General features: G+C 56.7%; 22 protein-coding genes. 11 read left to right on the forward strand and 11 right to left on the reverse strand.

What is annotated here, in order from left to right; all coding sequences use genetic code 11:
• Positions 1-172: 172 nt before the first annotated feature.
• Together mobB and mobA are read right to left on the reverse strand one after the other, a co-directional pair.
• Positions 173-679, reverse strand: coding sequence for a molybdopterin-guanine dinucleotide biosynthesis protein MobB (mobB, locus tag MHZ89_RS18170; RefSeq protein WP_311784144.1), 507 nt, complete (start codon positions 677-679; stop codon positions 173-175).
• Complete coding sequence (gene mobA, locus MHZ89_RS18175; RefSeq protein WP_311784145.1) at positions 676-1,245, reverse strand: molybdenum cofactor guanylyltransferase MobA; 570 nt, start codon at positions 1,243-1,245, stop codon at positions 676-678. The genes mobB and mobA overlap by 4 nt, the downstream gene beginning before the upstream one ends.
• Positions 1,246-1,297: 52 nt before the next feature.
• Between mobA and MHZ89_RS18180 the strand changes: the two genes are divergently transcribed.
• From MHZ89_RS18180 to polA, 4 genes are all read left to right on the forward strand, one after another.
• Entirely contained in the window at positions 1,298-1,573 is a 276-nt protein-coding gene (locus MHZ89_RS18180) for a DUF1040 family protein (protein WP_311784146.1), read from the forward strand.
• A gap of 42 nt (positions 1,574-1,615) precedes the next feature.
• Complete coding sequence (locus MHZ89_RS18185; RefSeq protein ID WP_311784291.1) at positions 1,616-2,602, forward strand: serine/threonine protein kinase; 987 nt, start codon at positions 1,616-1,618, stop codon at positions 2,600-2,602.
• A 27-nt stretch (positions 2,603-2,629) separates the two neighbouring features.
• Positions 2,630-3,259, forward strand: coding sequence for a thiol:disulfide interchange protein DsbA (gene dsbA, locus MHZ89_RS18190; protein WP_311784147.1), 630 nt, complete (start codon positions 2,630-2,632; stop codon positions 3,257-3,259).
• Between the two features lie 377 nt (positions 3,260-3,636).
• The gene (gene polA, locus MHZ89_RS18195) at positions 3,637-6,423 is read left to right on the forward strand and encodes a DNA polymerase I (protein ID WP_311784148.1); all 2,787 of its coding nucleotides are present in this window, start codon (positions 3,637-3,639) and stop codon (positions 6,421-6,423) included.
• Between the two features lie 404 nt (positions 6,424-6,827).
• Here polA and yihA read toward each other — a convergent pair whose 3' ends face one another.
• Positions 6,828-7,460: a ribosome biogenesis GTP-binding protein YihA/YsxC gene (yihA, locus tag MHZ89_RS18200; protein ID WP_311784149.1), complete on the reverse strand. Its 633-nt coding sequence runs from the start codon at positions 7,458-7,460 to the stop codon at positions 6,828-6,830.
• 649 nt (positions 7,461-8,109) lie between these two features.
• On the opposite strand from yihA, the gene yihI reads away from it, so the two are divergent.
• Both yihI and hemN read left to right on the forward strand, forming a co-directional pair.
• Positions 8,110-8,628: a Der GTPase-activating protein YihI gene (gene yihI, locus MHZ89_RS18205; RefSeq protein ID WP_311784150.1), complete on the forward strand. Its 519-nt coding sequence runs from the start codon at positions 8,110-8,112 to the stop codon at positions 8,626-8,628.
• A 229-nt stretch (positions 8,629-8,857) separates the two neighbouring features.
• Positions 8,858-10,231 (forward strand): oxygen-independent coproporphyrinogen III oxidase, encoded by a 1,374-nt coding sequence (gene hemN / locus MHZ89_RS18210; RefSeq protein WP_311784151.1) that lies wholly within the window; start codon positions 8,858-8,860, stop codon positions 10,229-10,231.
• 73 nt (positions 10,232-10,304) lie between these two features.
• On the opposite strand, the gene MHZ89_RS18215 is transcribed toward hemN, so the two are convergent.
• The 4 genes from MHZ89_RS18215 to glnA all read right to left on the reverse strand — a co-directional run bounded on the left by MHZ89_RS18215 (position 10,305) and on the right by glnA (position 14,630).
• A complete protein-coding gene (locus tag MHZ89_RS18215) occupies positions 10,305-10,430 on the reverse strand; it encodes a YshB family small membrane protein (protein WP_147402120.1) in 126 nt (41 codons plus the stop codon).
• 103 nt (positions 10,431-10,533) lie between these two features.
• Positions 10,534-11,943 (reverse strand): nitrogen regulation protein NR(I), encoded by a 1,410-nt coding sequence (gene glnG, locus MHZ89_RS18220; protein ID WP_311784152.1) that lies wholly within the window; start codon positions 11,941-11,943, stop codon positions 10,534-10,536.
• A 7-nt stretch (positions 11,944-11,950) separates the two neighbouring features.
• Positions 11,951-13,000 (reverse strand): nitrogen regulation protein NR(II), encoded by a 1,050-nt coding sequence (gene glnL / locus MHZ89_RS18225; RefSeq protein WP_311784153.1) that lies wholly within the window; start codon positions 12,998-13,000, stop codon positions 11,951-11,953.
• Positions 13,001-13,220: 220 nt separating this feature from the next.
• Entirely contained in the window at positions 13,221-14,630 is a 1,410-nt protein-coding gene (gene glnA / locus MHZ89_RS18230) for a glutamate--ammonia ligase (RefSeq protein ID WP_311784154.1), read from the reverse strand.
• Between the two features lie 435 nt (positions 14,631-15,065).
• Here glnA and typA point away from each other — a divergent pair, with 435 nt between their 5' ends.
• The 5 genes from typA (at position 15,066) to fabY (ending at position 20,016) form a co-directional block, all read left to right on the forward strand.
• Positions 15,066-16,886, forward strand: coding sequence for a ribosome-dependent GTPase TypA (gene typA, locus MHZ89_RS18235; protein WP_120458137.1), 1,821 nt, complete (start codon positions 15,066-15,068; stop codon positions 16,884-16,886).
• Positions 16,887-17,105: 219 nt separating this feature from the next.
• Entirely contained in the window at positions 17,106-17,702 is a 597-nt protein-coding gene (gene yihX, locus MHZ89_RS18240) for a glucose-1-phosphatase (protein ID WP_311784155.1), read from the forward strand.
• Positions 17,703-17,705: 3 nt separating this feature from the next.
• Positions 17,706-18,575 (forward strand): virulence factor BrkB family protein, encoded by an 870-nt coding sequence (locus MHZ89_RS18245; RefSeq protein ID WP_311784292.1) that lies wholly within the window; start codon positions 17,706-17,708, stop codon positions 18,573-18,575.
• Positions 18,572-19,009 carry a D-aminoacyl-tRNA deacylase gene (gene dtd / locus MHZ89_RS18250; protein ID WP_311784156.1) on the forward strand — a complete coding sequence of 146 codons (438 nt, stop codon included), beginning with the start codon at positions 18,572-18,574 and terminating at the stop codon, positions 19,007-19,009. The genes MHZ89_RS18245 and dtd overlap by 4 nt, the downstream gene beginning before the upstream one ends.
• 59 nt (positions 19,010-19,068) lie before the next feature.
• Positions 19,069-20,016: a fatty acid biosynthesis protein FabY gene (gene fabY, locus MHZ89_RS18255; protein ID WP_311784293.1), complete on the forward strand. Its 948-nt coding sequence runs from the start codon at positions 19,069-19,071 to the stop codon at positions 20,014-20,016.
• Positions 20,017-20,086: 70 nt separating this feature from the next.
• Here fabY and MHZ89_RS18260 read toward each other — a convergent pair whose 3' ends face one another.
• The 4 genes from MHZ89_RS18260 to trmH all read right to left on the reverse strand — a co-directional run bounded on the left by MHZ89_RS18260 (position 20,087) and on the right by trmH (position 26,170).
• Complete coding sequence (locus MHZ89_RS18260) at positions 20,087-21,766, reverse strand: AsmA family protein (RefSeq protein ID WP_311784157.1); 1,680 nt, start codon at positions 21,764-21,766, stop codon at positions 20,087-20,089.
• Between the two features lie 120 nt (positions 21,767-21,886).
• Positions 21,887-23,272, reverse strand: coding sequence for a uracil-xanthine permease family protein (locus MHZ89_RS18265; protein WP_311784158.1), 1,386 nt, complete (start codon positions 23,270-23,272; stop codon positions 21,887-21,889).
• A gap of 124 nt (positions 23,273-23,396) precedes the next feature.
• The gene (recG, locus tag MHZ89_RS18270; protein WP_311784159.1) at positions 23,397-25,475 is read right to left on the reverse strand and encodes an ATP-dependent DNA helicase RecG; all 2,079 of its coding nucleotides are present in this window, start codon (positions 25,473-25,475) and stop codon (positions 23,397-23,399) included.
• Complete coding sequence (gene trmH, locus MHZ89_RS18275) at positions 25,472-26,170, reverse strand: tRNA (guanosine(18)-2'-O)-methyltransferase TrmH (protein WP_311784160.1); 699 nt, start codon at positions 26,168-26,170, stop codon at positions 25,472-25,474. Before trmH ends, recG begins: the two co-directional genes overlap by 4 nt.

The raw sequence follows: 26,170 nt of genomic DNA on the forward strand, positions 1-26,170 counted from the left end.
GAACTCAGAAGTGAAACGCCGTAGCGCCGATGGTAGTGTGGGGTCTCCCCATGCGAGAGTAGGGAACTGCCAGGCATCCAAACGCGATAACCCTGACCTCACGGTCAGGGTTTTTTGCGTTTTAAGCCTGAAAAACGCGCTGCAAAGATCATTATTCAGCGCGTCGCGTCTTTTATGCCTTGCTCAGCCACTCTGCAATAAAATCGGTAATCTCTTCCGGACGATTCAGGTTCAGCAAAGGCACCTCTACTTCCAGGTGACTATCGCTGGCAACAGCAATAACGTGATCATCCAGCAAGGGCGAAACATCTTCTTTTACGCCTGCGCGCCACAGGATGATTTTCGGCACCGGCTCATCTTTAAATCCTTCAACCAGCACGACATCCACCAAAGCCGGGTCCATATGGCTGACCAGATAATGCAAATCGAGCGCAGCGCTCTGCGGCGTCTCGCACATTAGCGCCCAGCGCTGCGAGCTGGCGACAATAACCTGATTGGCGCCCGCTTTTCGCAGCAGGTAGCTGTCTTTACCCGGCGTATCGATCTCCATCTGATGATGCGTATGTTTTATCAGCCCAGGCCGGATGCCTCTCGCTTTCAGCTGCGGGATCATCTGCTGCAACAGCGTGGTTTTTCCGGTTCCGCTCCAGGCGGCAATAGCCAGTAAGGGCAGCGTCATTCAGCGTTCTCCTGGAGATCTTCAGGCGTATTGACGTTGCGAAAAGGGGCTTCATTCTGACTTACCTGCACCGCATGTCCACCCTGCTCACGTAAAAACTGCATCAGACGTCGCTCCCCGCGCTGCAGGTAATCAGCCAGCGGCTCAGCCAGGCTACGGTGCAATAACGCCAGCGCAGGGTGATCGCGCTCGGCCGAACGCGCCCAGACTGCTGGCGCCTTTTCTCTCTGTCGCCATAGCTGATCTACGTAATCTACGGGCACAAATGGCGTATCGCAGGAACAGAAGGCGACCCATTCCGTTTCTGCGGCGAGGAGGCTGCTCAGCATGCCTGCAAGCGGCCCTGGATAATCGGGCAGGGTATCAGGGATGACCGTACAGCCGCTCATCTGATACCGATCAAGGTTACGATTGGCGCTTATCATGACAATGTCAACTTGCGGCCTGAGCCGTTGAAGAACATGCTGATAAAGCGGGATGCCGTTAAACAGCACCAAACCTTTATCCTGACCGCCCATGCGACGCCCTTGTCCGCCGGCCAGAATAACGCCGGTTAATGCTGTCATGCCGATACCCCTGTTTAAAGGCTTATAACAAACCTGTTATGAGGAAAAATAGATGAAATATCATCGCCTGAATGAACTGCTTGAGCTGTTACGGCCTGCATGGCAGCAGGAACCCGATCTTAACCTTATGCAATTTTTACAAAAACTGGCGCAGGAGTCTGGTTTCAGTGGCCCATTAAGTGAATTAACCGATGACATATTGATTTACCATCTGAAAATGCGTGACGCAGACAAGTATGCGGAAATTCCGGGCCGACAAAAAGATTATGAAACGGATTTTAAAACCGCGCTGCTGCGCGCTCGCGGTGTGATTAAGGACGACAACTAATGCTATGCTTGCCGGCTCCTTGCAAAGACAGTAACGGGTAACATCATGGATGCCGCTTTTAACTTCCAGACGCTTAATCCTGACGCCATCCTTGATGCGCTGTGGGAGACAGGTCTTAGGGTTGAGTCTGGTTTAACGCCGCTCAACAGCTATGAAAATCGGGTTTATCAGTTCAGTGATGAAGACCGGCATCGCTACGTCGTGAAGTTTTACCGCCCGCAGCGCTGGAGCGCGGCACAAATTGAAGAAGAACATCGTTTCACGCACGATCTGCAAACTGACGAAGTGCCGGTTGCCGCACCCCTTGTTCTGCAGGGAAAAACGCTTCACACCCATGCCGGCTTCTTGTTCACCGTTTTTCCCAGCCTTGGCGGTCGTCAGTATGAAACGGACAATGATGAGCATCTGGAGTGGGTAGGCCGTTTTCTGGGGCGCATACATCAGACCGGACGCAAACAACGCTTTGAGCAGCGTCCTACTATGGATTTAGAGGAGTACCTGCATCAGCCGCGCGCTGAGCTGGCGAGCAACGCTCTGGTGCCCGCCTCTCTGAAGGTCGCTCTGTTACAGGCTGTCGATAAGCTTGGCGTCGCCTTGCAGCAGCGCTGGCATCACAGCTGGCAGCCGCTGCGTCTGCATGGCGATTGTCATCCGGGCAATATCCTGTGGCGCGACGGGCCGTTATTCGTCGATCTCGACGATGCGCGTAACGGGCCGGCAGTGCAGGATCTCTGGATGTTGATCAACGGCGATCGTCAGGAGCAGCGTATCCAGTGGGATATTTTGCTGGAGGCTTATACTGAATTCAGTGATTTTGATATTAATGAATTGTCACTGATTGAGCCTTTACGCGCTATGCGCATGGTTTATTATCTGGCCTGGGTTGCGCGCCGCTGGCAGGATCCAGCTTTCCCCCGTGCTTTTCCATGGATGACGGACGAGGATTTCTGGCGCAGACAGATTTCGCAATTTACCGAGCAGGAGAAGTTGTTGCAGGAACCGCCGCTACAGCTGACCCCGCAATTTTAAATAGAGAAGTCAGGAGAATTTTTCACAATGAAGAAAATATGGTTTGCACTGGTTGGTTTAGTGCTGGCGTTCAGCGCTTCTGCTGCCCAGTTTACCGATGGCCAGCAATACGTCAGCCTGCCGAAGCCTGTTGCTGGCGAACCGCAGGTGATGGAGTTCTTCTCCTTCTTTTGCCCGCACTGCTATCAGTTCGAGCGTATTTATCACATCAGCGATGCCGTGAAAAAGAATCTGCCCGCTGATACTAAAGTCGTTAAATATCACGTCGACTTCCTGGGCGGCGATTTCGGTCCGGTAGTCACCCACGCATGGGCGGTTGCGATGGCGCTGGGCGTCGAGGATAAAGTGACTGCGCCTATCTTCGATGGCATTCAGAAAACCCAAACCATCAGTGATGCAGATAGCCTGAAGGCGGCCTTTATTAACGCGGCAGGTATCTCTTCTCAGGAATATGATGCTGCCTGGAACAGCTTTGCCGTAAAAGCGCTGGTTGCGCAGCAGGAAAAAGCGGCGTCAGATGTCGATCTGCGTGGCGTACCGGCAATGTTCGTTAACGGTAAATATATGGTCAATAATGGCGGTCTCGACACCAGCTCTATGGATAACTTTGTCGCAGAATATGCCAACGTCGTGAAGTTCCTGGTCAGCCAGAAATAACCCGCGTACTTTACGTCTGAAAACGCCGACATTGTCGGCGTTTTTTTATGGCCGAAATTATTTAGCAAAATAGTCCATTCGCACCCTTCTAAATTTAATATCCACATAAGCCACTACCTGTGTAGAAAGGCTTACCCTGTCACGGTAATAAAATAATACATTGATTTTTCTGCAATTAATAAATATTGGCGGCATTTTATACCGCAGAGCCTAAAGCGTTATGATTTTTGCGCACAAAGTTATCCACAGAAAGATCCTTGCGATCCGCGCCGTAAAACCGTGAAAAAATCGTGGCGTAGACGCCCTGCGTTCAACATTCTGCTCAAGCTGTGGCATCCTTATAGTCCAATCCATGGCAACGAAGATTACACAGACTTATGGCGCAAATTGCAGAAAACCCCCTGATTCTGGTTGATGGCTCATCCTACCTTTACCGCGCTTACCATGCGTTTCCGCCGCTCACTAACAGCGCAGGAGAGCCTACCGGCGCGATGTATGGTGTGCTCAACATGCTGAAAAGTCTGCTGACGCAATACAATCCAAGCCACGTTGCCGTGGTATTTGATGCCAAAGGCAAAACTTTCAGGGATGAGTTATTCGAACACTACAAGTCACATCGCCCGCCAATGCCGGACGATCTGCGCGCGCAAACGGCGCCTTTGCACGAGATGGTAAAAGCGATGGGCTTGCCGCTGCTGGCGGTAAGCGGCGTTGAGGCGGACGACGTGATCGGTACGCTGGCGCTGCAGGCGGAGAAAGAGGGCCGCCCTGTGCTTATCAGCACCGGCGATAAGGATATGGCGCAGCTGGTCACGCCGAACATTACCTTAATCAATACCATGACCAACACCATTCTCGGCCCTGAAGAGGTAGAGCAGAAATATGGCGTGCCGCCAGCGCTGATCATCGATTTCCTGGCGATGATGGGCGACAGCTCGGATAACATTCCTGGCGTACCGGGCGTTGGGGAAAAAACCGCGCAGGCGCTGCTGCAGGGGTTAGGTGGCATGCGCTCTATTTACGATAACCTTGATAAGGTCGCCGAGCTCTCTTTCCGCGGCGCGAAAACCATGGCGGCGAAGCTGGAGCAGAACCGCGAAGTGGCATTCCTCTCTTATCAGCTTGCCACCATCAAAACCGACGTCGAGCTGGAGCTTACCTGCAGCGAACTGACGGTTGCCGAACCGGACGTCGCGGCTCTGCAGGAGCTGTTCGGTCGTTACGAGTTCAAACGCTGGCTGGCCGATCTGCAGGATGGCAAATGGCTACAGGGGAAAAAGAGCAATCTGAAAGCCCAGCAGGCGCTACCTGACGAAGGATCCGCGAAGCCAGAGGCGACCAGCGTGCTCGCTTCAGACGGCTACGTTACTATTCTCGATCAGGCGACCTTCGATGCCTGGCTGGAGAAGCTGAAACAGAGCGATCTCTTCGCGTTTGATCTGGAAACCGACTCGCTCGATACGCTCAGCGCCAATATCGTCGGTATCGCGCTGGCCGTCGCGCCGGGAGAGGCCGCCTATTTGCCGGTCGGCCACGATTATCTTGATGCACCGGATCAGCTGGATCGCCTTGAGGTGCTGGCGCAGCTCAAACCGATTCTGGAAGATAGCAAAGCCCTGAAAGTAGGCCAGAACCTGAAGTACGATCGCGGCGTCCTGAAAAATTACGACATCGAACTGGGCGGCATTAAGTTCGATACCATGCTGGAATCCTACATTCTTAACAGCGTGGTGGGTAAGCACGATATGGACAGCCTGTCGGCCCGCTGGCTGAATCATAAGACCGTGACTTTTGAAGAGATTGCCGGCAAGGGCAAAAACCAGCTGACTTTCAATCAAATCGCGCTGGAACAGGCGGCGCACTACGCGGCGGAAGATGCTGACGTCACGCTCCAGCTGCACCTGAAAATGTGGGCGGAGCTGGAGAAAGAGGCGGGTCCGAGGAAAATTTTCGAAGAGATTGAAATGCCGCTGGTGACGGTGATTTCACGCGTCGAGCGTAACGGCGTGCTGATCGATCAGGGCATTCTGGCGCAGCACTCAAAAGAGCTGACGCACAGGCTGGCGGAGCTGGAGCAGAAAGCGCATGAGCTGGCGGGCGAGCCTTTTAATCTTTCTTCCACTAAGCAGCTACAGACGATTCTGTTTGAAAAACAGGGCATCAAACCGACCAAAAAAACGCCTGGCGGCGCGCCTTCTACCAGCGAAGAGGTGCTGGCGGAACTGGCCCTCGATTACCCGCTGCCGAAAGTCATTCTTGAGCATCGCGGCCTGTCGAAGCTTAAATCGACCTATACCGACAAGCTGCCGCAGATGATCAACCCGCTGACCGGCCGCGTACATACCTCCTACCATCAGGCGGTAACCGCAACCGGGCGTCTCTCCTCTACCGATCCTAACCTGCAGAACATTCCTGTGCGCAATGATGAAGGGCGCCGCATCCGTCAGGCCTTTATCGCAGGGAAAGGTAACCGCATCGTGGCGGCGGACTACTCGCAGATTGAGCTGCGTATCATGGCGCACCTGTCGCAGGACAAAGGCCTGCTGGACGCTTTCGCCCACGGCGAAGATATTCACCGCGCCACTGCGGCAGAGGTATTTGGCGTTGCGCTCGACAAAGTGAGCGGCGAGCAGCGCCGCAGCGCGAAGGCAATTAACTTCGGCCTGATATATGGCATGAGCGCCTTCGGTCTGTCGCGTCAGCTTAATATCGGTGCGGGCGAAGCGAAAAGGTATATGGATCTCTACTTTGAACGCTATCCCGGCGTGCTGCGCTATATGGAAAACACGCGCCAGCTTGCAGCCAGCAAAGGCTATGTCGAAACCCTGGATGGACGCCGCCTCTGGCTGCCGGATATCAATTCCAGCAATGCTATTCGCCGTAAAGCCGCCGAGCGCGCGGCTATCAACGCGCCTATGCAGGGCACAGCGGCGGATATCATCAAGCGCGCGATGATTGCGGTCGACGACTGGCTGCAACAGCAAAACGATGACGCGGTAAGGATGATCATGCAGGTGCACGATGAACTGGTGTTCGAAGTGCAGAGCGATGCAGTCGAGTCCGCAAGCCAGCAGATCCGTAAGCTGATGGAGGGCAGTATGAAGCTTGATGTCCCGTTGCAGGTAGAGATCGGCGTCGGAGAAAACTGGGACGAGGCACACTGATTAATGTTGCTCAGGCCGGGGAAGGATACTGCTCTCCGGTCAGCTCGGCCTATAAGAAAATAGTCTGTTTAACCGATTCAGCCTGAAAGAGAAATTGGGCGTTTTCTAACTACTTATCGGTTAAGCATTTTTTTGGTAATTAAACTACAGTCAGAGGCTATTTTTGTGATGAACGCATGAAAAATCATGTCGTTTGATGAAAACTAACTACAAAAAAGCCTTTGTACGTCAGAAAAAATCAGGTAAAGTTCGAGGCGTAGGGTACAGAGGTAAGATGTTCTATCTTTCAGACCTTTTACTTCACGTAATCGGATTTGGCTGAATATTAGCCGCCCCAGTCATTATATGACTGGGGCGTTTTTTATTGGGCTTTGCTCAGCGCAGCGAGCGACATCACTCACTTTCTACGCGTCAGCCGACGTATCCTGCGCAGGCGCTAATTCGTTAAACCAGACATCCAGCTTCTGGCGCAGCTTATCGACGCCCATCTTTTTCAGAGAAGAGAACATCTCCACCTGCACGTCGCCCATAAAGGCCAGCGAGGCTTCGCGTACCATATTGAGCTGCGCTTTGCGCGCGCCAGAGGCGAGCTTATCTGCTTTCGTCAGCAGCACCAGTACCGGAATCTGGCTCTCTACCGCCCACTCAATCATCTGCTGGTCGAGATCTTTTAACGGGTGACGAATATCCATCAGCACCACCAGGCCTTTCAGCGCTTCGCGTTTTTGCAAATATTCACCAAGCGCGCGCTGCCATTTACGCTTCATCTCTTCCGGCACTTCGGCATAGCCGTAACCCGGCAAATCCACCAGGCGTTTGCCGTCGGCGACTTCAAACAGGTTGATCAGCTGCGTGCGCCCAGGGGTTTTACTGGTGCGCGCCAGGCTTTTTTGGTTGGTCAGCGTATTCAGCGCGCTGGATTTACCCGCGTTCGAACGCCCGGCAAAGGCGACCTCAATACCGGTATCGGCAGGTAAATGGCGGATATCGGGGGCGCTGAGGATAAAATGGGTAACGTGATAATTCAGTGCAGACAAAATTTAACTCCAGAGACGAATACGGGCATTGGCGCTGATTATACGCGTTATGGCGCAAAAGTGCCCGACAGCATCGGTCGTCAGAATTTTGTAAGACATTTGCCATAAATGTTGCCCGTTATAACCTGTTTTAATGAAAAATCTGAAAAATAAAAATATTAAAAATCATGTAATTAACAATATATGGCTGTTTAAATGCGCAAATCAGTCCGTGACTGGGTTGTGGCTTCTGCAGGTTGGTCTACATTATTGGGCAGTGCAGGGCAGCACCCATCAGGAAGATGTGCTCAGGAGCGTTGGGATGACCGCGAGCAGAGGAAGGGAAACGGTCAGGGATTACGGGCCGGAAAAGGACAGGGAGTAGCTCAGGAGTTGAGCAGGCGCGGGATCAACCGGGACGTTGCGAGCCAAAATGGATTAAAAATATGATTCCTTCTGCGGAAGGTGTGAAATAAGGCGACAGCTTCAGGCTGTCGCCTTTTTTCTTTGTCCGCTTTCTGCTAGATTTCGCCGCAATTCTGTACCTTCCGTTATCAGACGAGCTTGTGAAGAGGATACGTACTTTCAGGTACGCATCGCTGACAAAAAAGCCGCGTCAAGAGTGAGGGGTATATACTGATACTGATTAAAAACGTTGAGACCGAACATCATGAAGCAACCTGTACGCGGCGCGCCCGGTAAACCGGCAAGCAAAACAAAACGCAAATCGCGTGAAGAACTCAATCAGGTCGCGCGCGATCGCAAGCGCGACAAAAAGCATCGCGGCAATGCCTCGGGCAGCCGCGCCAATCCTGAAACCAGCGCGGGAAAATCTGGCCAGGGCAATAAAGCCAAAGACCCGCGTATCGGCAGTAAAAAACCGATTCCGCTGGTGGCGGATGGCGCAACGGTCAGCGCACCGGTAAAAAAAGCGGCGAAGCCGGTCGCGCCCAAAGTGCGCCTCAGTCCGGAAGAGGAGCTGGCGCAGCTGGAAAACAGCGAGCGTCTGGATGCGCTGCTGGATCGCATGGAAAATGGCGACACGCTGTCGGCGGAAGAGCAGGCATGGCTTGATGAAACCCTGGATCGCATTGACGAACTGATGGAGCAACTCGGCATCAACATGGATGACGAGGCGGAAGACGAGCAGGCCGAAGAAGATATGTATCGCCTGCTAAAAGGCAACTGAGTTTTTGATCGGCATGCGCTCCGGCGCATGCCGCGCCAGACAGGTAAATCGTTATGTTTTGGCCTGGATCAATTTTAGCGCTGCTGCTGACATGTTATCTCCTGCTGTTATTGGCTAAACTACGGCGCCTGTCGCGTCTGAAGTCACGTTTACGTCGGGTTCAGTCCCGCCCACCTTTCCTCTCTTCTGCATCGCGACCTTCTCTCAGACGTCACCGGAAGGAGTAAGCATGTCTTTGCAACCTGTCTCCTGGGATCAGCGGCTTATTGAAAAGTACAATTACGCTGGCCCGCGCTATACCTCTTATCCCACTGCGCTTGAGTTCAGCGACAGCTATGGCGAAACGGATTTTCAGCGCGCCGTGGCTCGTTATCCTGAGCGGCCGCTGTCGCTCTACGTTCATATCCCGTTCTGCCATAAGCTCTGCTACTTCTGCGGCTGCAATAAGATCGTGACGCGCCAGCTGCATAAGGCCGACCGCTATCTGGACGCGCTGGCGCAGGAGATCCACCATCGCGCGCCGCTGTTCCGCGATCGGCGCGTCACGCAGCTGCACTGGGGCGGCGGCACGCCGACCTTTCTCAACCGTGAGCAGCTATCCCGGCTGGTGACTTTGCTGAGAACAAACTTTAACCTGGCCCACGATCTTGAAATGTCGATTGAGGTCGATCCACGCGAAATCGAGCCTGACACAATCTCGCATCTGCGCCAGCTCGGCTTTAACCGGCTGAGCATGGGCGTGCAGGATTTCAATAAAGCGGTGCAGGAACGCGTTAATCGCGTACAGGATGAAGAGGCGATTTTTGCCCTCATGGCGCGCGCGCGTGAACAGGGCTTTCACTCCACCAGCATCGATCTTATCTACGGTTTGCCACTGCAAACGCCAGAGAGCTTCGCCTATACGCTACAGCGCGTGATTGCGCTTAATCCGGATCGGATGAGCGTGTTCAACTATGCGCACCTGCCCGCGCTGTTTGCGGCGCAGCGTAAAATCAAAGAGCAGGAGCTGCCGTCGGCGCAGCAGAAGCTGGAGATCCTGCAGCAGACCATCGCTACGCTGACCCGGCAGGGCTATGACTTTATCGGCATGGATCACTTTGCTAAGCCGCAGGATGAGCTGGCACAGGCGCAGCGAGCGGGACTGCTGCATCGCAATTTCCAGGGTTACACCACGCAGGGCGACAGCGATCTGCTGGGCCTCGGCGTTTCCGCCATCAGCATGATCGGCGACAGCTACGCGCAGAATGAGAAAGAGCTAAACCGCTGGTATGACGCGGTGGCGACGCGCGGAGAGGCGCTCTGGCGCGGCGTGGCGCTCAGCAGGGATGATTGCCTGCGTCGCGACGTTATCAAAAGGCTGATTTGTAACTTCTCGCTCGATTTCCGCGCCATCGAAGCGCAGTACGCGATTCGTTTCTGCGACTACTTTGCTGAAGATTTAGCGCTGTTACAGCCGCTGGCAGAGGATGGGCTGGTGGAGCGGCGCGCCAGCGGTTTGCAGGTCACTGGCGCAGGCCGTTTGCTGATCCGCAACATCTGTATGTGCTTTGACGTTTATCTGCGGCAGAAGGCGCGCCAGCAGCAGTTTTCACGCGTGATTTAAGGCGAGCATATGCCTGCGCGGATGACGAGGCGATGACAGAGATGCGCCCCGTCATCCGCTTGCAGCACTGCGATCAGTTAAACAGGTTGACCATAATGGCGCACAGTACGGCCGCGACAGCAGCCTGCGGCGAATGGCCGGCAGCGCTGCCGATAACGGCGACATTGTGCGAAATCATGTGAAGAAAGGATTCTAACATCGTTCATCTCCCGATAGCCGCCCGTATAATACTGAACGGCTTCGGTGTGTAAAGCGGGACAAGGCGAAAAAGCGTACAAAAAGTTGCCCGTTCGCCCGCGCCGTTACTCCATGCCCAGCTCTTTCAGTTTGCGAGTGAGGGTGTTGCGTCCCCAGCCCAGCAGTCGTGCCGCTTCCTGCTTGTGCCCTTGGGTATGGCGCAGCGCAGTCGTCAACAGCGTGCGCTCCATTTCCGGTTGCGCTTCAGAGAGCAGGTTTTGATGACCGGAACGCAGCGCGCGGTCAGCCCACTGCGCCAGCAGCGTCGCCCAGCTGTCCGGCAGCGACTGCATCGGGCTTTCCGGCGTGCTGGACTCGAACAGCTCAGGAGGCAGATCCTGAATCAGCACTTCCTGACCGGCCGCCATCACCGTCAACCAGCGGCAGGTATTCTCCAGCTGGCGCACATTGCCTGACCAGTGCAGACGCGTCAGCGCCGCTTCGGTTTCCGGATGAAGGATTTTCGCCTCAACGCCCAGTTCGCGCGCCGCCACCTGCAGGAAATAACGCGCCAGGCGGGGAATATCCTCACGGCGTTCACGCAGCGGCGGCAGATGAACGCGGATCACGTTCAGGCGATGGAAGAGATCCTCGCGAAACTTGCCTTCCTGCACCCGCAGCTCCAGATTCTGGTGCGTGGCCGCAATAATACGCACGTCGACTTTAACCGGCGCATAGCCGCCGACGCGGTAAAACTGCCCGTCGGCCAGTACGCGCAACAGACGCGTCTGGACATCGAGCGGCATATCACCGATCTCGTCCAGGAACAGCGTGCCGCCGTCCGCCTGCTCGAAACGGCCCTGACGAATCTGGTTTGCGCCGGTAAAGGCCCCTTTTTCATGGCCAAACAGCTCAGATTCGATCAGATCTTTCGGGATAGCCGCCATATTCAGCGCGATAAAAGGCGCTTTGGCGCGCGGGCTGTGACGATGAAGTGCATGTGCGACCAGCTCTTTACCGGTGCCTGATTCGCCGTTGATCAGCACGCTGATCGACGAGCGCGACAAACGCCCAATAATGCGGAAAACGTCCTGCATCGCCGGCGCTTCGCCGATGATATCGGTAGTCGGTCCGCTGACTGGCTGGTTGCGCGGCTGCTGCTGCTCCTGATAGTGACTGATAGCGCGCTCAACCAGCGCCACGGCTTCATCAATATCAAAGGGCTTCGGCAGATAATCGAACGCGCCTTGCTGATAAGCGCTTACCGCCGCATCCAGGTCGGAGTGCGCTGTCATAATGATGACCGGCAGCATCGGATGACGCTGTTTAATCTGTTTCAGCAGCGCCAGCCCATCCATGCCCGGCATGCGAATATCTGACAGTAAAACGTCTGGGGTTTTGGTCGAGAGCGCATCCAGCACTTCACTGGCGCTGTCGAACGTGGCACAGCTTAACCCGGCTCCAGTAAGCGCGCGTTCAAGCACCCAGCGGATGGAGCTATCGTCATCGACGATCCAGACTATCCCTCGTTGCATAGAAACCTCACTGGCGTATAGGCAGGTAAACCGAAAATTCGGTGTGTCCAGGCCAACTGTTAAATTCAATTTTTCCTGAATGCTGATCAATCAGGCTACGGGCGATAGAGAGACCGAGGCCGGTGCCGCCTTCGCGTCCGCTCACCATTGGGTAGAACAGCGTATCCTGCAGCTGGGCAGGAATGCCTGGGCCGTCATCCTCAACGTCGATGCGCGCCGCCAGCCGGTAGCGCGTGCCGTGAAGCGTGAGTTGAAAGGCGGTGCGGGTGCGTAAAATAATGGTGCCGCCATCTTTGCCCAGCGCCTGCAGCGCGTTGCGCACCACGTTCAGCAACACCTGCTCAATCTGATCGGGATCGTGTGGCAGTTCTGGCAGGCTGGGATCGTAATCGCGCACCAGCGCAATATTTTCCGGCAGCTCCATCGACACCAGATTCACCACGCGCTCCGCTACCTGATGAATACTCTGCGTAATATGCATGCCAGGCTGCTGCGGGCCGAGCAGTCGATCGACCAGGTTACGCAGACGATCGGCCTGCTCAATAATGACTTTGGTGTATTCGTTTAGCGACGGATCGGGTAGCGCGCGTGATAACAGCTGCGCCGCGCCGCGTAGTCCGCCGAGCGGATTTTTAATTTCATGCGCAAGTCCGCGCACCAGATCGCGCGCCGCGACCTGCTGCGCATGCTGAAGCTGCTCCTGGCTGAGGCGGCGCTGGTTATCCATCGGTGCCATCTCCAGCAGAATAAAGCTGTCCGGCAGCCGTTGCGCCGTCAGCGCCATCACATGCGCGCGGCCATCGACCACCAGGGTCACTTCGCTGTCGGTAAAGCCCTGGCCAGCCTCCAGACTCTCGCGCATTACTTCGATATTCAGCGAAAAGTAACCTGTCAGATCGGGCAACGGCGTGCCGAACAGTTTGCGTGAGCTTTGCGCCAGTAACTGCTGCGCCGCCGGATTGGCGTAGTGAATGACCAGTTCGTCGTCCACCAGCAGGATACTGTTTATCAGAGAGTTGAGAATTTGCCCCGCATCGGGCAGGGAGCCAGTTGCCATACAGCGTTCCTCTGCACTAATTCAGTGCATTATACTCTTCCGCGCCTGTTTCCAGACGGCTGAACGATGATTTCGCGGCGAAAAAAGCCCATCCGGAGATGGGCTAAAGTTTCCACGGCAACAAAAACCTTCTGCGCTTGCGCGTCGCCGCTGCGTTAGCAGCCTCGGAATCTTTCCTGTTGCCGCCTGGAGCGGCAACGCGACCTGTGCAGAATAAAGATTAAACGCTGTAGTACAGTTCGAACTCAACCGGGTGCGGCGTCATGCGAACGCGGTCGTTCTCAACTTTACGCAGTTCGATATAGGCATCGATGGCATCGTCGGTGAATACGCCGCCGCGGGTCAGGAACTCGCGATCTTCGTTCAGCGCGTTCAGCGCTTCTTCCAGCGAACCTGCAACTTTTGGAATCTCCGCTTCTTCTTCCGGCGGCAGATCGTACAGGTTTTTATCCATCGCATCGCCCGGGTGGATCTTATTGATCACGCCGTCGAGGCCAGCCATCAGCAGCGCGGTGAACGCCAGGTACGGGTTAGCAGCCGGATCCGGGAAGCGCGCTTCGATACGACGCGCTTTCGGGCTGGCAACAACCGGGATACGGATAGAGGCGGAGCGGTTACGGGCAGAGTAAGCCAGCATAACCGGCGCTTCATAACCAGGCACCAGACGCTTATAGGAGTTGGTGGTCGAGTTCGCCAGGGCGTTGATCGCTTTTGCGTGCTTAATGATACCGCCGATGTAGAACAGCGCGGTTTCAGACAGGCCGCCGTATTTGTCGCCTGCGAACAGGTTTACGCCGCCTTTAGAGAGCGACATATGGCAGTGCATGCCAGAACCGTTATCGCCGAACATCGGCTTCGGCATAAAGGTCGCGGTTTTGCCGTAAGCGTGTGCGACGTTATGCACGACATATTTATAGATCTGAATTTCGTCCGCTTTTTTGGTCATGGTGTTGAAGCGGGTTGCCACTTCGTTCTGACCTGCGGTCGCCACTTCGTGGTGGTGCGCTTCAACAACCAGGCCCATCTGTTCCATGGTCAGACACATGGCGGAGCGGATGTCCTGCGAAGAGTCGACCGGTGGAACCGGGAAATAGCCGCCTTTCAGGCCAGGACGGTGGCCTTTGTTGCCGCCTTCGTACTCTTTGCCGGTGTTCCAGGCCGCTTCGATATCATCGATAGCGACATGCGAGCCGGAGGTAGAAGAGCCGAAACGAATGTCGTCGAACAGGAAGAATTCCGGCTCCGGTCCAAAGAGTACGGTGTCGGCGATGCCGGAAGAGCGCAGATATTCTTCAGCGCGCTTGGCGATGGAACGCGGGTCGCGATCGTAGCCCTGCATTGTGCCTGGCTCGAGGATGTCACAACGGATGATCAGCGTCGGGTCTTCGAAGAACGGGTCCAGAACCGCAGTCGTTGCGTCCGGCATCAGCACCATGTCTGATTCGTTAATGCCTTTCCAGCCGCCGATAGAGGAGCCATCAAACATTTTGCCTTCTTCGAAAAAGTCAGCGTTAACCTGGTGAGCAGGGATAGTAACGTGCTGTTCTTTACCTTTGGTATCGGTAAAACGCAGGTCAACAAACTTAACTTCGTGCTCGTTCATCATCGAGAGAACGTGTTCAGCGGACATACTCAACTCTCCTGGAAAGGGTCATTATCATCGTGGTGAGTGGCAGCGTCGTCTGAATTCCAGTGTGTCTGACCGCCATTCCCAACCAGCCGATCTCGGCAAGCTCTGCAACTGTCGTGCAACTGCTGTTTTCGCTTAAAAAAGATAAAGCGAATTTTATGCCAACTTTTTTCAAAGCGACTAAATCGGGCCTGTGCGCACTCTTTTGTCGCCAGAGAGATGCACCAGCCTGACTTTTTTGCACCAAAAGCGTGCTTTACCAGCAAATTTAAGCACCAATATGGTGCAATATTCCAACTTAGTGCATTAAGTGCACCGCTGCCAGCGCAAATTTCCGTCAGTGCAATAAACTTCAGGTGAGAAGTGTGATCGTGTTCAGTATCCCGCTTAATCCGTGTACAATAGCGCGCTATTTCTAATGCCTGAGGCAAAGTTGTGATCGAAAATTTGCGTAACATCGCCATCATCGCGCACGTAGACCATGGTAAGACCACCCTGGTTGATAAACTGCTGCAACAGTCCGGTACCTTTGACGCGCGTACCGAAGCGACTGAGCGTGTGATGGACTCCAACGATTTGGAGAAAGAGCGTGGGATTACCATCCTCGCGAAAAACACCGCCATCAAATGGAATGACTACCGTATCAACATCGTTGATACCCCGGGACACGCCGACTTTGGCGGTGAGGTAGAGCGCGTCATGTCCATGGTGGATTCGGTGCTGTTGGTTGTCGATGCGATGGATGGCCCTATGCCGCAAACCCGCTTCGTGACCAAAAAAGCCTTTGCCCATGGTTTGAAGCCGATCGTTGTTATCAACAAGATTGACCGTCCGGGCGCGCGTCCTGACTGGGTTGTTGACCAGGTGTTTGACCTGTTCGTCAACCTGGACGCAACCGACGAGCAGCTTGATTTCCCGATTATTTACGCGTCTGCGCTGCAGGGCATCGCCGGTCTGGATCACACCGACATGGCTGAAGATATGACCCCGCTTTATCAGGCGATCGTTGAGCACGTTTCTCCGCCGCAGGTTGAAGTTGACGCGCCGCTGCAGATGCAGATTTCGCAGCTGGACTACAACAACTACCTGGGCGTGATCGGCATCGGCCGCATCAAGCGCGGTAAAATCAAGCCGAACCAGCAGGTTACTGTTGTCGACAGCGAAGGCAAAACGCGCAACGGTAAAGTTGGCAAAGTGCTGGGTCACCTGGGCCTGGAGCGTATCGATACTGACCTGGCGGAAGCGGGCGATATCGTGGCGATCACCGGTCTGGGCGAGCTGAACATCTCCGATACTATCTGCGATCCGCAGAATGTAGAGGCGCTGCCGGCGCTGAGCGTCGATGAGCCGACCGTAACCATGTTCTTCAACGTCAACACCTCGCCATTCTGCGGTCAGGAAGGCAAGTATGTGACCTCGCGTCAGATCCTTGAGCGCCTGAACAAAGAGCTGGTGCACAACGTTGCGCTGCGCGTTGAAGAGACTGAAGATGCGGACGCGTTCCGCGTATCCGGCCGTGGCGAACTGCACCTGTCGGTGCTGATCGAAAACATGCGTCGCGAAGGCTTCGAGCTGGCGGTATCCCGTCCGAAAGTTATCTTCCGTGAAATCGACGGCCGTAAACAAGAGCCGTTCGAGAACGTTACGCTGGATATCGAAGAGAACAATCAGGGCGCGGTTATGCAAGCCATGGGCGAGCGTAAAGGCGATCTGAAAAACATGGATCCGGATGGTAAAGGCCGCGTGCGTCTTGACTACGTTATCCCGAGCCGTGGTCTGATCGGCTTCCGTAACGAATTCATGACCATGACTTCAGGTACCGGTCTGCTTTACTCCACCTTCAGCCACTACGACGACATTCGTCCGGGCGAAGTGGGTCAGCGTCAGAACGGCGTGCTGATCTCTAACGGTCAGGGTAAAGCGGTAGCCTTCGCCCTGTTCGGTCTGCAGGATCGCGGCAAGCTGTTCCTGGGTCACGGCGCAGAAGTCTATGAAGGCCAGATCATCGGTATTCACAGCCGTTCTAACGACCTGACCGTTAACTGCCTGACCGGTAAGAAGCTGACCAACATGCGTGCTTCCGGTACGGATGAAGCGACTACCCTGGTGCCGCCGGTGAAGATGACCCTTGAGCAGGCCATCGAATTCATCGATGACGACGAGCTGGTAGAAGTGACGCCGCAGTCAGTCCGTATCCGTAAACGTCATCTGACCGAGAACGACCGCAAACGCGCGTCTCGCGGTCCGAAAGAGTAAGACGTTTCGCCTTGATAAAAAGCCCCGTTTACCGGGGCTTTTTTATTCCTGCCGCCATTCTGATTCTGTTTACCCTGCTGCATAGCCCAGCCCATACCCTGCACGCGTTAAGCCTGCATGCGCCAGCTTCCATAACGGATTTTTCTCCTGCCTGTTACCTGTTCAGTCCATGTTTTTGCCGCTAGAGTGAATGATCCAGGGAATCAGAGGAGTAACGACATGTTGTACATTTTTGATTTAGGCAATGTGATTGTTGATATCGATTTTAACCGTGTGCTGGGCGTCTGGAGTGACCTTGGCCGCGTACCGCTGGCGCTGTTGCAAAGCCGTTTCCAGATGGATGAGGCGTTTGAGCAGCACGAGCGCGGTGAAATTAGCGACGAGCATTTCGCCGCGAAGCTGTGCGAGCAGCTCGATATCGCGCTGAGCTACGAACAGTTCGTAGCGGGCTGGCAGGCGGTATTTATGGAGGCACGCGCCGAGACGCTGGCGCTGATGAACCAGCTGCGCGCCGACGGCCACCGCGTGGTGATCCTCTCCAACACCAACAGGCTGCATACGGAATTCTGGCCGACGCAGTATCCTGAGGTGCGAGCGGCGGCGGACGTGGTCTACCTGTCGCAGGAGTTAGGGATGCGCAAGCCTGAAGCGCGCATCTTTGAGCATGTGTTGCAGCAGGAGGGCTACCTTGCCGATCAGGCAATCTTCTTTGACGACAATGAGGCTAATATCGCGGCTGCCGAGGCGCTGGGCATCAGGAGCGTGCTGGTCACCGATAGCAAAACAGTGCCGACCTGGCTGGCAAGCCATCGCTGAATGATGACGTCGCGTCCCTTTATTTCGAACTGCCACGCCCTCTGGCTGTGGTTCAGGCTGCTGTGGAAACGTATTAACGAGGACAACATGACGACGCAGGCCGGAAACCTGGCCTTTGTCTCTTTGCTGGCGCTGGTACCGCTGATCGCTGTGGTATTCGCGCTTTTCTCTGCGTTTCCGGTCTTTTCTGAAGTCAGCGTTCAGCTGAAAAACTTCATTTTTACCAATTTTGTTCCGGCGACGGGCAATGTGGTGCAGCGCTATCTGGATCAGTTCGTCGCTAACGTACACCGTATGACGGCGCTCGGCGCGGTAGGACTGATTATCACTGCGCTGCTGCTGATGCATTCGGTCGATACGTCGCTCAACACAATCTGGCGCAGCCATAAGAAGCGTCCGCTGGTGTACTCCTTCGCTGTCTACTGGATGATCCTGACGCTGGGGCCGCTGCTGGCTGGTGCCAGCCTGGCGATCAGCTCTTATCTGCTGTCGCTGCGCTGGATAAGCGCCAGCGGCGTTTACGGCATCATCGATCAGGTGCTGCGGGTTTTCCCGCTGTTGCTCTCCTGGTTCGCGTTCTGGCTGCTGTACAGCATTGTGCCGACGCGCAGCGTGCCGTCGCGCGACGCCCTTATCGGCGCGCTGGTGGCGGGCGCGCTGTTTGAGCTGGGTAAAAAGGGCTTTGCCCTCTATGTTACGATGTTTCCCTCATACCAGTTGATTTATGGCGTGCTGGCGGTTATTCCAATCCTGTTTCTCTGGGTCTACTGGACCTGGTGTATTGTGTTGCTGGGCGCGGAAATCACCGTGACGCTGGGCGATTATCGCCAGTTAAAACAGCAGGAAGGCGAAAAAGAACGAGAGGTTGCATGATTGCGTTGATACAACGAGTACTCAGCGCCAGCGTAAGCGTAGAGCGTACGGTGGTCGGCGAAATCGGTCCCGGCCTGCTGGTGCTGTTGGGTGTGGAAAAAGAGGATGATGAGAAGCGCGCCGAAAGGCTGGCGGAAAAAGTGCTGGGCTACCGCATTTTCAGCGACGAGCAGGGAAAAATGAACCTCAACGTCCAGCAGGCTGGCGGCAGCGTGCTGGTGGTATCGCAGTTCACGCTGGCGGCGGACACGCAGAAAGGAATGCGTCCCTCTTTTTCACGCGGCGCGGCGCCCGATGAGGCGAACCGCCTGTATGAATATTTCAGCGACTGCTGTCGTCGCCAGGGCGTGACCACCGCCAACGGACGCTTCGCCGCCGATATGCAGGTCGCGCTGGTCAATGATGGTCCTGTTACCTTCTGGTTACAGGTGTGAGGCTGGTAGCCGAGCAGCACGGGATCGGCCATGCAGGCTCTGAACGAGAGAACCACTTTATGTATCATCTTCGGGTACCGCAAACTGCGGAAGAGCTGGATATGTACTACCAGTTCCGCTGGGAAATGCTACGCAAGCCGCTGCGCCAGCCTCAGGGGTCGGAGCGGGATGGCTGGGACGCGCTGGCGCACCATCAGATGGTGGTGGACGAGCATGGCCAGCCGGTGGCTGCCGGGCGGCTCTATATCAATGCCGACAACGAAGCGTCGATTCGCTTCCTCGCCGTACATCCCTCTGTCCAGGGCAAAGGGCTGGGCACGCTGGTGGCGATGACGCTGGAGTCGGTCGCTCGTCAGGAGGGCGTCAAGCGCGTCACCTGCGCCGCGCGTGAAGATGCGGTCGAATTCTTCGCCAAGCTGGGTTACATCAATCAGGGCGAGATCACTGCGCCGCAAACCACGCCGTTGCGCCACTTCCTGATGATCAAGCCGGTGGTGACGCTGGACGATATCCTGCATCGCGCCGACTGGTGTGGGCAATTACAGCAGGCCTGGTATGACAATATCCCGCTCAGCGAAAAGATGGGCGTGCGGATTTTGCAGTTCACCGGCCAGAAATTCATTACCACCATGCCGGAAACCGGCAACCAGAATCCGCACCATACGCTTTTTGCAGGTAGCCTCTTTTCGCTGGCGACCCTGACCGGCTGGGGGCTAATCTGGCTGCTGCTGCGCGAGCGACATCTTGGCGGCACCATTATTCTGGCCGATGCTCATATTCGCTACAGCAAACCGATCAGCGGGCGTCCGGGCGCGACTGCCGATATTGGCTCTATGAGCGGCGATCTCGACCGACTGGCGCGCGGCCGCAAAGCGCGCGTACGACTTGAGGTGGAGCTGTTCGGCAATGAGGAGTTGGGGGCAGTGTTTGAAGGCGTTTATATCGTCCTGCCCGCCGATCCCGACGAGCCGCTGGAAGAGGGCGGTTCCGGCGCGCGTATCAATTAAATAACAAGGGCCGAATCATCGGCCCTTTTTTCTGGCGGCGCGGCGTCTGCCTGGCCGCTGGCATAACCCTTTATCTTATCTCGCCCGCCTGCATCTGCTGCTGGATCTGCTGGGTATCGGTGCGCAGCGAGAGCGAGCCGTTCGCTGAAGGTTTTAGCGGCACGCCCGCCTTCAGCGAGGCGTTCAGCTGAAGCTGGAAGTTGCTGGGGCTGTTTACCGGCAAGGCGGGCCAGCCCCAGTTTTGCAGCACGCTGGCGGGAACCGCCTGGCCCTTCAGCGTCAGCGCGACCGGGCGATCCGGCTGCTGACCGACGCTGGCCGAGCCTTCCAGTAATCCGCTGCCGCTAAAGGCGCTCAGCTCCGTCACCTGAATCTGCCGGTCGTCGGCGTTCAGCGACAGAGAGGGATGACGCAGGTCAGTGCGGTTAAAGGTCGCTTCCGCCGCGTTGAGGCTCAGCTTGCCTGACCAGATCCCCCACTGATGCTGACGCGCCAGCAGCAGGTTTTCACCGCTGCCGTCCAGCGAGGTCATCTGGAACGGAAACGCCGGATTGATATCGATAATCAGATTGCGATTGGAGGTAAGGCGTTTGATCTCCAGCGTATCGAGCCATCCCGGCAGCGTCGCCTGCCAGCGATCGCGCCACGTCTCCGGCAGGGTGTACTCCAGCCCGGCAACCGCCAGATTATTCAGCGTCAGACGCTTATCGCTGCGGCTCCAGCTTCCGTCGGCGCGGATGACGCCGTTAGCCCAGCGCGAGCTGAACTGGGTAAGCGCAATGCCCTGCGGCGACAGATTGAGATTAAGAATCGGATCGTTCAGCTCGAAGCGGCCATTAATAAAGTTGCTGGCATTCAGCGACAGCGAACCGTCGTCGCTGCGCCAGTCGTCGCCTTGCCAGGTCACATTTTTTAATGTCAGGTCAAGGTCAGTGACTGCCCAGTCCGGGCCCTGAAGCCGGGCATCGGTCATATCCAGACGGTTGATAGTAACGGAGGGCAGCGCCTGAATCGGGCGCAGAAAATCGGTCAGGCCTTGGGTGGTTTGCAGACGAATATCGTTCAGGCGGAGCTGGCGGATCAGCCAGTTGCCCTGTGCGTCGCGCTCGGCGCTGCCGGTCATCGAACCGCGCGCCAGATCGGCGCCGACGTTGCTGAACAGCATACGGCCCTGCGTCACGCTGCCCTGAATCAAGACGTTAGCGCCTGAAACGTTGTTCAGCGTCATATCGGCAGCGCTCATTTGAAACTGCGCGTCGCTGCCCAGCATACTCTTCGCGGTGGGTTTCCAGGGCATAATGCCGCCGTTCACCTGAAGAGCCGAAAGCGGCAGCGCCGTAGCTGGACTGTCAATGCGCATATTATTCAACTGCAGACGACCGGCCTGGAAGGGCAGATTGTCGCCAGGCGTCAGGTTCGCCAGATTCACGATGCCGTCGCGCAGTTCGATACTGCCGAAATTCAGCGGGTCGCTGAACTGCAGCAGGGCGAGGCCGAGATCAACGCGTTTTGCCACGACCGCGGCTGGCTGGCCGTCATGGCCGAAGCTGAAGTTGTCGAGAATGATGTGCGAAGGCGAGGAGAAATTATGCTCGATCTTGCTGAGGGAGAGATGCCATGCGGTTTTATCGCTCACGTAACGACTGAACCAGCCCGCGCCCCATTGCGTTTGCAACAGAACGTAGATCACTACCAGGCTCAGCACCAGCAGCAACAGTACCGTAAGAAAAAACTTTCCAAGAAATTTCATTGCATCCATCCCGCCATCTTTCCGGTCAGTGCTTGTTATGCCTGAATTACCGTTGTAGCTCAACAGCCTGGATGTAAATCCGAATAAATAGCAGAGGCGGGCCGAGGCCCGCCGGAGAGGTTACTTTTCCTGCGGGAAGATCAGGTTCAGCACGATGGCGGTGATCCCGCCTGCGGCGATGCCGGAAGAGAGCAGCGTCTTCAGCCAGTCTGGCGCGAACTGCAGGATCAGCGGCTGTTGCGATACGCCCATTCCGACCGCCAGCGACAGCGCGATAATCATAATCGCGCGGCGGTTCAGCGGCTCGCGCGATACGATGCGCACGCCAGAGGCGGCAATGGTACCAAACATCACGATGGTCGCGCCGCCCAGCACCGGTTCCGGAATATGCTGCACAAAACCGCTAACCGCCGGGAACAGGCCAAGCAGGATCAGCATCAGCGCCACCACAAAACCCACGTAGCGGCTGGCGACGCCGGTAAGCTGGATAACACCGTTGTTCTGGCCGAAGCAGGAGTTCGGGAACGTATTGAACAGGGCGGAAACAAAGGAGTTCAGCCCGTTTGCCAGCACGCCGCCTTTCAGACGCTGCATATAGAGCGGGCCGCTTACCGGCTGTTCTGAGACGTCCGAAGTGGCGGTGATATCCCCGATGGTCTCCAGCGACGTCACCATAAATACCAGCATCAGCGGGATCAGCAGGTTCCAGTCAAAGCCCAGGCCGTAGTAGAGCGGCGTGGGTACCGACAGCAGCGGCTGGCTGACCGGCGCGGCGGCCTGCGGCAGCATATCCATCAGCCAGGCGGCGAAATAGCCGACGGCCATGGCGATAACCAGCGACGCGACGCGCAAATAGGCGTTGCGCTGCCGGTTGAGCACGATGATCACCGCCAGCACCACGCCCGCCAGCAGCAGGTTCTTCGGCGCGCCGAAGCTGTGATCGTTCATGGCCGCGAACCCGCCGCCAATCGAAGTCAGCCCGACCTGAATCAGCGACAGGCCGATAATCATCACGACGATGCCGGAGACCAGCGGAGTAATGATGCGGCGCGCCAGATGCAGCACGCGCGACAGCACCATTTCGGTACAGGACGCGACCATCAGCGTGCCGAACAACGCGGCCATCATAGTCGGCACGTCTGCGCCGCCGTTTTTCAGCGTCATGCCGCCCATAATTAAAGGCGTAACAAAGTTAAAGCTGGTGCCCTGAATCGACAGCAGACCAGAACCGACCGGACCCCAGGTTTTAATCTGCAACACGGAGGCGACGCCGGAGGCGAAAAGCGACATGCTGATAATATGCTGCGTATCCTGCGCAGGCAGGCCCAGCGCCTGACAGATAAGCAGAGCGGGGGTGATGACCGCCACGAACATCGCCAGCAGATGCTGGCCAGCAGCAAACAGCGTTTGCGGCAGCGGCGGACGATCTTCAAGACGATAAATCAGCTCGCTCTGACGCGGCGCTGTTGATTTATTCAGGGTGGCGTCTGGTTGCTTAACGGACATAAAGTGGCTTCCCAATCTGTGAAGAGGGGGATTTTAAACCGCTTATGGCTGAAAGCAATCGTTTGCCATTCTTTATCTTAAGCGCGCGGAGAGAGAAGGTTTAGCCAGTGGTAAAGAAGGCGGGTCAGACGTTGGTGTAGCGGGCGGTTTCCGGCAGCCAGCGCTCAATCAGCGCCTTGGCCTGTTCAGGATAATGCTGGTGGATATGGCGCGCCACGCGCTGCACCTCTGGCACCATCGCCTGATCGCGCAGCAGGTCCGCGACTTTGAACTCGGCGTTGCCGGTCTGGCGCGTACCCAGCAGCTCGCCTGGGCCGCGGATCTCCAGATCGTGCTGGGCAATAACAAAGCCGTCGTTGCTGTCGCGCAGCACCTGCAAACGCCGCTGCGCGGTTTTGCTCAGCGGCGCCTTGTAGAGCAGAACGCAGTGCGAGGCGACCGCGCCGCGCCCGACGCGTCCGCGCAGCTGATGCAGCTGCGCCAGCCCCAGGCGTTCCGGGTTTTCGATAATCATCAGGCTGGCGTTGGGGACGTCGACGCCAACCTCAATTACCGTCGTGGCTACCAGCAGCTGCATCTCATTGGCTTTAAAGGCCGCCATGACCGCCTGTTTTTCCGCCGGCTTCATGCGGCCATGCACCAGGCCGATATTCAGATCGGGCAGCGCGGCTTTTAGGGCTTCCCAGCTCGCTTCCGCCGCCTGTGCCTCCAGCAGCTCGGACTCTTCAATCAGCGTGCAGACCCAGTAAGCCTGGCGGCCCTCCTGGCAGGCATGCCGCACGCGGGCGATAATGTCGTCGCGGCGGCTGTCAGGGATCGCCACGGTGGTGACCGGCGTACGGCCTGGCGGCAGCTCGTCAATGGTCGAGGTATCGAGATCGGCGTAAGCGGTCATCGCCAGGGTACGCGGGATCGGCGTAGCGGTCATAATCAGCTGATGCGGGTGGAACCCCTGCTCTTCGCCTTTCTCCCACAGCGCCAGCCGCTGGTGAACACCGAAGCGGTGCTGCTCGTCGATTATCACCAGCGCCAGGCCTTTGAACTGCACCTGCTCCTGGAACAGGGCGTGCGTACCGACCACCATCGCCACCTGGCCGCTGGCGATCGCCTCCTGCTGCGCCTGACGCGCTTTGCCTTTCTGCTTGCCGGCCAGCCAGCCGACTTCAATCCCGAGCGGCGCGAACCAGCTGCGGAAGTTGTTCGCGTGCTGTTCTGCCAGCAGCTCGGTGGGTGCCATCAGCGCCACCTGCTTGCCGTGTGCTATGACATCCAGCGCCGCCAGCGCTGCGACCAGGGTTTTACCGGAGCCGACGTCGCCCTGTACCAGGCGCATCATCGGAAAATCGTTGGCCAGGTCGCGCTCTATTTCCTGCACCACGCGTTTTTGCGCGCCGGTCGGGGAGAAGGGCAGCGCCGCCAGCAGTTTGTCGCTCAGCGTATGACGCGGGGGCATCGGCAGCGCGTAATAGCGCTGCGCCCCGGCACGTACCGCCAGCATACTGAGATTGTGCGCCAGCAGCTCTTCCAGAATAAGACGACGCTGCGCCGGATGACGGCCGTGTTCCAGCTCGCTCAGACGCAGATCCGGCGGCGGACGATGCAGCGTGCGCAGCGCCTCCGGCAGGCTAATCAATCCCTGCGCCAGCTCCTGCGGCAGCAGTTCGGCGATCGGCACGCTTTCCAGCAGCGTTAACGCCTGATCGGTGAGGCTGCGCAGCGTGGCCTGACGAATGCCTTCGGTGGTGGGATAGACCGGCGTTAAGGTCTCTTCCAGAGTTACCGGACTCTGTTCGCCCTGTACGCGATATTCGGGGTGAATAATCTCTGGGCCGCGCTGGCCGCGCTTGATTTCGCCATAGGCGGTAACGCGGCGACCCGGCGCAAGGCTGTTCTTCATCCCTGCGTTGAAGTTGAAGAAACGCATGGTCAGGACGCCGCTGCCGTCGCTGATCTGACACACCAGCATACGGCGTCGGCCAAAAGTGACCTCAGACTGCAACACCTCGCCCTCTACCGTGGCCCAGATGCCGGGCAGCAGATCATTAATAGCGTAGAGCTGAGTGCGGTCTTCGTAGCGTAGCGGGAGATGGAGCAGCAGATCCTGAATGGTATGCAGGCCGAGCTTAGCCAGTTTCGCTGCCTGGCTGGCGCCGACGCCGGTCAGGGTACTGAGCGGAATGGCATCCAGCAGGCGGCCTTTCATTTCTTTTTCCCCGTCGCCTGCATTCTGGCCCACCACTCAGCGTCAGCTTCTACTTCGCCGCTGGCGTTGATATGGGGATAAGGCAGACCTTTCTGCTTCGCTACGCGCGCCAGCACCGGATAGCCGCCTTCGAACAGCAGGCGCTGCTGCTCATCTTCATCCAGCAGGCTGTGCTGACGCTGATAGAGCCCGGCATTCTGTCGCTGGCGCTGCGCTTCATAGAGGATCAGCGCGGACGCCACGGAAACGTTGAGCGACTGCACCATGCCGACCATCGGAATAATGATGTCGCAATCGGCCAGCGCCAGCGCTTCGGCGGTTATGCCGGTTTTTTCCTGACCCATCAGAATGCAGGTCGGGCGGGTATAATCTATTTCGCGAAAATCGACCGCTCTGGCCGACAGGTTAGTCGCCAGCACCTGCATGCCGCGATCTTTCAGATGCGTGACCGCTTCAGCGATATTGCGGTGGGTTTTTACCTTCACCCAGCTGTTGCTGCCGGCAGAAGCGGAGACCATGGTGCGCATTCGTTCGCTGGGCCAGACGGCGTGCACTTCATGAATGCCCACCGCATCCGCAGTGCGGATCACCGCCGAGACGTTGTGCGGCTTATGCACCTGTTCCATACAGACGGTGAGGTCGTGCTGGCGAAGCGCCAGCATCTCCTGAATACGAGCAAAGCGTTGGGCGTTCAT

Source organism: Pantoea sp. ACRSB, assembly GCF_022346905.1.
Lineage (GTDB): Bacteria > Pseudomonadota > Gammaproteobacteria > Enterobacterales > Enterobacteriaceae > Pantoea > Pantoea piersonii.